The organism is Streptomyces sp. NPDC042336 (assembly GCF_055581985.1).
In genome coordinates this window covers 50,121-56,212 of the sequence record NZ_JBVJEA010000036.1, presented here as the reverse complement: position 1 = coordinate 56,212, position 6,092 = coordinate 50,121, and the positions used below count along the sequence as shown (strand labels likewise).

Genomic DNA, 6,092 nt, shown 5'->3' with positions numbered 1-6,092 from the left:
ACGCTGCCCGTGCTGGAGGCCGAGGGGCTGCGCTTCGGGCCGCCCGTCGCCCGGCCCGGCGCCGTGGTCTGCATCGGGCAGAACTACGCGGCCCATGCGGCGGAGTCCGGCAGCGAGCCGCCCGCCCGCCCGATCATCTTCCTCAAACCCCCGAACACGGTGGTCGGCCCGCACGACGAGGTGGAAATCCCCCGCGGCTCCACCAAGACCGACTGGGAAGTCGAACTCGCCGTCGTCATCGGCCGCACGGCGCGCTACCTGGACTCCCCCGAACAGGCCCTGGAGCACGTGGCCGGCTACACCGTCTCCAACGACGTCTCCGAGCGCGACTTCCAGCTGGAGCACTCCGGCGGCCAGTGGTCCAAGGGCAAGTCCTGCGCCACGTTCAACCCGCTCGGCCCCTACCTCGTACCCGCCGACGAGATACCCGACGTACAGGACCTGCGGCTGCGCTCCTTCGTGAACGGCGAACCGCGGCAGGACTCCCGCACCGCGGACATGATCTTCTCCGTCGCCCAGTTGGTCTACGACCTGAGCCAGTACATGGTCCTGGACCCCGGGGACGTCATCAACACCGGCACCCCACAGGGCGTCGCCCTGTCCGGCCGCTTCCCCTATCTGCGGCCAGGTGACGTGATGGAGATCGAGATCGAGGGGCTGGGGCGCCAGCGTCAGACGCTCCGCTCCTGCTGACCGCGCCGGATCTCCACGGGATCGTCGGTCGCGGACCTCTCTTCGATGCCGACGTCCGGCAGTCCGCCTCGGTGCCGCTATGCGTACGAGTCGACGGTGATCGAGTAACCGGCACCGGTGCTGAGGTCGGGGCGGCTTCCATGGCCCCCTTCCGCGAGCAGTTCGGCGGTGAGGAAGGTGATCCGCAAGTTCATGGTCTTCTTGACGAAGATCAGGTCGCCGGGCGCGGCGTCGGGGTCGGGGCTCCATCCGTCCTGTTGCGCTGCTGTCCGGTAATGCGCTGCCACGCCGGCCCGGGTTCCGGGACATGCGTATGTCCGCTCGGCGTACACCGTGACTTCGCCGCTGTCGGACCAGCAGCCGGCGTCGACCTCCTCGAAGCCCCGGGCGACGGTGGCCTCGTCGGGCCGGGAGTCAAGGACGCGGAGCGCCGCCAGCTCCTCGACCCGGGCGGCGGTCCCCTCGCAGTCCCGGGCGAGATCCATCAGCGTGCAGCCGGTGAGTGCCGAGGTCACCAGCGCGGTGGCCAGGAGAAGGGATACAGGCCGGGTGCGAGCTGCTCGCAAGGACAAAGCGGGCTCCAGGGTGTAGTCCGGGGCAGCGGACGGGCCGCTGTCGGACGAAGAAGTCTTTGGGCCGGCTCCGAGGAACCACGGCCCGGTTCTACCAGAAGCCGCCACCCTCGCGTCGGGCACGGGGGTCGTTCAGCGCTCAGGGTCGAGCGGGGAGGTCCTCCAGGAAGTCCGCCGCCGGTGTGAAGAAGAGCGAGCCGGTGACGGCGGTGGAGAAGTCCAGGATGCGGTCGTGCGGTGCCGACGCGGTGCCCAGGAACATCCGCTCCAGCATCGTCTCCGTCACCTCGGGGGTGCGGGCGTAGCCGATGAAGTACGTGCCGAACTCCTCGCGGCCCACCGACCCGAAGGGCATGTTGTCCCGCAGGATCTCCAGATCGCTGCCGTCCGGACCGGTGACACTGGTGAGCGCGACGTGCGAGTCTGCCGGCTTGACATCGTCGGACAGCTCCACGTCGGTCATCTTGCGGCGCCCGATCACCCGCTCCTGGCCCTCGGCGGAGAGCCCTTCCCACGCGCCCAGGTCGTGCAGGTACTTCTGCACGACGACGTAGCTCCCTCCCGCGAAGGCCGGATCCTCGTCACCCACGAGGACGGCCCTGCGTGCCGCGGCTCCCGTCGGGTTCTCCGTGCCGTCGACGAAACCCAGCATGTCGCGTTCGTCGAAGTACTTGAAACCGTGCACCTCGTCCTGAGGCGTCACCGCGCCACGCAGCCGGCCCATGATCTCGGTGGCGAGTGCGAAGCACAGGTCCAACCGTGAAGCCCGGATGTGGAAGAGCAGGTCACCCGGGGTGGCGACCGCCCGGTGCACCGGCCCGTCCAGCTCCCGGAAGGAATGCAGCCCGGCCGGACGCGCTCCTGAGAACAGACGGTCCCATGCCTCCGAACCGATGCCGGTGACGCAGCTCAGCCTGCCGTCGGGCTGCGCGCGGAACCCTACAGCCCGCTCCAGCGAGGCGACATCCGACAGCAGGTCCCGGACGGTGTCCTCCCCGCCGCTGTCGATCGTGACGACGAGGAAGATCGCCGCACTGGTCAGCGGGGACAGAACCATCTGGGGCTCCGGCTCCTCGACTTCTCCGCCCATGAACGAACATCCTCCCACGACTGACTCGTACCTCCACACACCCTGTCACATCAGTGTGGGTGGGTGATGCCGGGCATCACGTACCCAATGTGGTGCGCACGGGACCCCGACGGTACCCGGGCCCGCGCGTCCGCATCGGCCGTTGGCGGTCTCCACGATCGCCGGGTGCTCGTCCATGACGACGTCACCCGCGAAGATGCATGGAACCGGCGAGAGGCACGACGACGCGGACGGTCGGCAAGCGCCGGCCCGGTCATGCGGCCTCGTAATCCTCGGCCCCGTCACCCCCGCGCGTCTGACCGGCGGTGTCCTCACGGCCTTGCCGGTCCGTGGCGAGGTCGGTGGCGAGGTGCCGTCGTGCTCGGTGCACCAGGTGCCGGGCCTGGGCCTCGTCGATGTCGAGGAGGGCAGCGATCTCGGAATAGGGGGAAGCCAGCGTCTCCCGCAGCACGAAGGCCGCACGTTCGACGAGGTCCAGTTGTTCCATCATGACCAGGACGTCGTACTCGACCGCCTCCGTGCGCGCGGCGCCGGTCCCGGCATGATCGCCGGTGTCCAGGGGCTCGGGCAGCCAGGGGCCGACGTAGGACGCGCGCCGCAACCGCGCGGAGTGTGCGACGTCGATCGACAACCGGGTCGTGGCCATGATCAGGTACGCCCGCGGATCGGCGACCCCCGCACGGTCGGTAGTCTGCCAGCGCTGCCAGACGTCCCGCACGAGATCTCTTGCCTGCGCGGTGCTGCCCAGCATGCCGTACGCGATCCCGAACAGTCGCGGCCCCAGCCGTGCGAAGACGTCCTCTCCCCGACCAGGCGGCCCGGCGGGTGGCTCATGCGCTGTCACCGAGCGATGCGCACGTCCCCGCTCGTCGACCCCGCTGTGTTTCTCAACCCTCTTGGCGCCCATAGCTTCCACGTTTCCTTCCCGAGACGAGTAACCGACCAAGGGCCTCGTTCAGACGTCGTGGTACTTCATGGCCGAACCTACGCCGCCGCCGGAGGCGATGGCGCGCACTGAGGGGGCGACAGTCATTCCACAGTCATTCTCTGGTGGAGGAAGCAGCATGTGGGGAGTCAAGGAGAGGTTGCGGGCGCCCGCTCTTCCCTCCTGTCACAGGTGGCACTCCTGCCCGGTCATTGCTTAAGTAATGACAGCTCGGTCGCGGCGGTGGACGCCGCCCGAGAGAACCCTCCGAAAGGCGTTCCGATGAAGGTTGTAGTTGTCGGCGGAACCGGGCTCATCGGCTCGCAGGTCGTCGCCAGGCTGGGCGAGCACGGGCACGAGGCGGTCGCGGCCTCCCCGAACACCGGTGTCAACACGCTGACGGGCGAGGGCCTGGCAGAGGTGCTGCGAGGCGCCTCCGTCGTCATCGACGTGTCGAACTCTCCGTCGTTCGCGGACGACGCGGTCAAGGAGTTCTTCCGCGTCTCGACGACCAACCTGCTGAAGGCCGAGGCGGAGGCCGGTGTCGCCCACCACGTGGCGCTCTCCGTCGTGGGGACCGACCGTCTTCAGGCGAGTGGCTACTTCCAGGCCAAGCAGGCCCAGGAGGACATGATCAAGAAGTCCGGGATTCCGTACTCGATCGTGCACGCCACGCAGTTCTTCGAGTTCGCGAAGAGCCTGGCGGACTCGGCCACGGAGGGTGACACCGTGAGCGTCGCCCCCATCAAGATCCAGCCCATTTTCTCGGGCGACGTGGCCGCGGCCGTGGGCCGCACGGCCGTCGGTTCGCCCCTCAACGGCACGGTCGAGGTCGCGGGCCCCGACGTCTTCCGAATGGAGGACTTCATCCGCAAGGGCCTGGCCGTGCGGGAGGACACCCGTACCGTCGTGACGGACCCGAACGGTCTCTACTGGGGCATCACACTCCAGGAGTCGGACCTGCTCCCCGGCGCAGACGCCCGCATCGCGGAGACCCACTTCGACGAGTGGGCCGCAGGGCAGCGCTAGTCCCGCGTTTCCGGGAACCGCTGGGATCTCCGGCCGGCCATGCGGTCTGCGGGCGGTGCAGGTACGACTGTGCTCCCGCAGGTCCGCCTGGTGGTCCCACAGGAGTGCACGGGGCCAGCCGGGCACCGGCCCACCTCCGGCACAAACCCCCGCAGACCCGCCCCATGAACCGTCGGCGCCGGCGCTCACCGACAAGCACGGCCCCACGGAGCGTTGCCTCCGGGGGCCGTGACCGCGATGGATGCGTCCGGGGGACGATCAGCGGTTCCAGTAGCCGAAGACCCGGGACGCGGCGTCACCGGTGTAGTCCGCCTCCATCTTCAGGTACTTTCCACGCGCACCGAAGGTGGGGTTGAAGATCAGGTCCCTGCGCTCCGCCTGAACCGGAGCCTCGGCGGCGAAGCGGGCGGCGAGCGGGTGCGGATGGGAGGGGAACTCCCCTTCCCTCGCCGGGACGGCGAAGCAGAGCCTGCGGGCCTGCGGGGAATTCCAGTCGAACGTGTAGTAGACGTTGATCGCTCCCCGGCAGCGCCCGATCTCCTCGTTGTCCGGCGGGAGGGAACCCGTGTCCCGGATCATCCTGGCTATGTCCTCCTGGTCGAAGTAGCCGGGACTGACCATCTCGGAGTAGAGGTTCGTCGTGTTGTCGCGGAAATCGAACCCCATGATCGCGAATCTGTCGATACGAGCCTCGTCGAAACGTTCACGATGGTCCCGCAGGGAATGGGGTATGTTTTCGAGCGAAGCGATTTCACCGAATTCCAGGGGCTGCTCGAAGAACGCCCAGACCTTCTGTACGCCGTGTCCCACCGACGCGTCCAGCCCCCACCACAGGGGGATCTTGTCGGTGACCTCACCGAGCAGCGACATGACGGCAGGATCGGCGTCGGGAAGAAGTCCGTGTGCCCGGGCGATCCCGACCGGATCATGGGGCGAATCCGGGTACATGTAACGAAAGTTCACACTGCGGGCGGAGGCTTCGTGAGTCGTCGTGCGGACCGTGATGGTTCCGGCGGCGAACTGCTCCGCGAAGGCGTCAACAACCTGCTCGACGGCTCGGTTGTCGAAGTTGACCTCGGCAAGCTCCGCGTACGCCTCGAGGTCGTAAAGGAACCGGTCCAGATCCGTCGTTCTACCAGTAGGCATTGCTCTCCTGCTTCTTCCGGATCACATAGGGGTGCTTGTGCACATGACTCGCTCGGGGTCCAAAAACGCAACAGCAACGCGTCCGGGGCCGCCTTGCCGTCTATCAGTCTGACACAGTGTGACTTGAGCCTCATCCGGGTCACTCGGCCACCACACCATACTGGATTTCTTCACACTGTCTGAGTCGCATCCGCTTCCCGTGGGGAGCGGTCATCTTGCTTATGCCGGACACGACCAGCGGAATGACAATGAAGAGTGCGACCGACTGACCCGTCGTCCGCACCGACAGTGGCAACCCAACGTCCCAGGGAGAATCATGACCGGCTCCGAAGCCGACGCCGAGGGACAGATCCTCGGTCGCATCAACGAAATGATCCGTCAGGAAAAGGACCTGCGGGAGCAGCTCGCAGAGCAGGTGATCGACGAGTCGACCGAGCACGCTCGTCTGGCCCGTCTGGAGGCCGAGCTGGACCGGTGCTGGGACCTGCTCCGGCAGCGAAAGGCGCGGGTCGCCGCAGGTCAGGATCCCGACAACGTGCGCTTTCGGCCCGCCTCGCAGGTCGAGGACTACCTCTCCTGAAGCGGAGCCGAGTGACGCGGCTGACAGAGGGGGGTGTCCGGGGCAGGTAACCGGCGG

Annotated in this window: 7 protein-coding genes; 3 read left to right on the top strand and 4 right to left on the bottom strand. The window is 67.6% G+C overall.

The window, feature by feature from the left end:
- A partial coding sequence (locus ACZ6IM_RS38660; protein ID WP_469563506.1) for a fumarylacetoacetate hydrolase family protein occupies positions 1-693 on the top strand: 693 nt, incomplete at its 5' end.
- A gap of 77 nt (positions 694-770) precedes the next feature.
- Here the strand turns inward: ACZ6IM_RS38660 and ACZ6IM_RS38655 are convergent.
- The 3 genes from ACZ6IM_RS38655 to ACZ6IM_RS38645 all read right to left on the bottom strand — a co-directional run bounded on the left by ACZ6IM_RS38655 (position 771) and on the right by ACZ6IM_RS38645 (position 3,199).
- On the bottom strand, positions 771-1,208 hold the full coding sequence (locus tag ACZ6IM_RS38655) for a hypothetical protein (protein ID WP_469563503.1): 438 nt from the start codon (positions 1,206-1,208) through the stop codon (positions 771-773).
- A 196-nt stretch (positions 1,209-1,404) separates the two neighbouring features.
- Positions 1,405-2,355 (bottom strand): Dyp-type peroxidase, encoded by a 951-nt coding sequence (locus ACZ6IM_RS38650; protein WP_402678051.1) that lies wholly within the window; start codon positions 2,353-2,355, stop codon positions 1,405-1,407.
- 253 nt (positions 2,356-2,608) lie between these two features.
- Entirely contained in the window at positions 2,609-3,199 is a 591-nt protein-coding gene (locus ACZ6IM_RS38645; RefSeq protein ID WP_402678050.1) for a sigma factor-like helix-turn-helix DNA-binding protein, read from the bottom strand.
- Positions 3,200-3,562: 363 nt separating this feature from the next.
- On the opposite strand from ACZ6IM_RS38645, the gene ACZ6IM_RS38640 reads away from it, so the two are divergent.
- Positions 3,563-4,309, top strand: coding sequence for an SDR family oxidoreductase (locus ACZ6IM_RS38640; protein ID WP_399936806.1), 747 nt, complete (start codon positions 3,563-3,565; stop codon positions 4,307-4,309).
- A 258-nt stretch (positions 4,310-4,567) separates the two neighbouring features.
- Here the strand turns inward: ACZ6IM_RS38640 and ACZ6IM_RS38635 are convergent, their stop codons facing one another.
- Complete coding sequence (locus ACZ6IM_RS38635; protein WP_469563498.1) at positions 4,568-5,455, bottom strand: aromatic prenyltransferase; 888 nt, start codon at positions 5,453-5,455, stop codon at positions 4,568-4,570.
- A gap of 316 nt (positions 5,456-5,771) precedes the next feature.
- On the opposite strand from ACZ6IM_RS38635, the gene ACZ6IM_RS38630 reads away from it, so the two are divergent.
- The gene (locus ACZ6IM_RS38630; protein ID WP_402678047.1) at positions 5,772-6,035 is read left to right on the top strand and encodes a DUF2630 family protein; all 264 of its coding nucleotides are present in this window, start codon (positions 5,772-5,774) and stop codon (positions 6,033-6,035) included.
- The last annotated feature ends 57 nt before the right edge of the window (positions 6,036-6,092 follow it).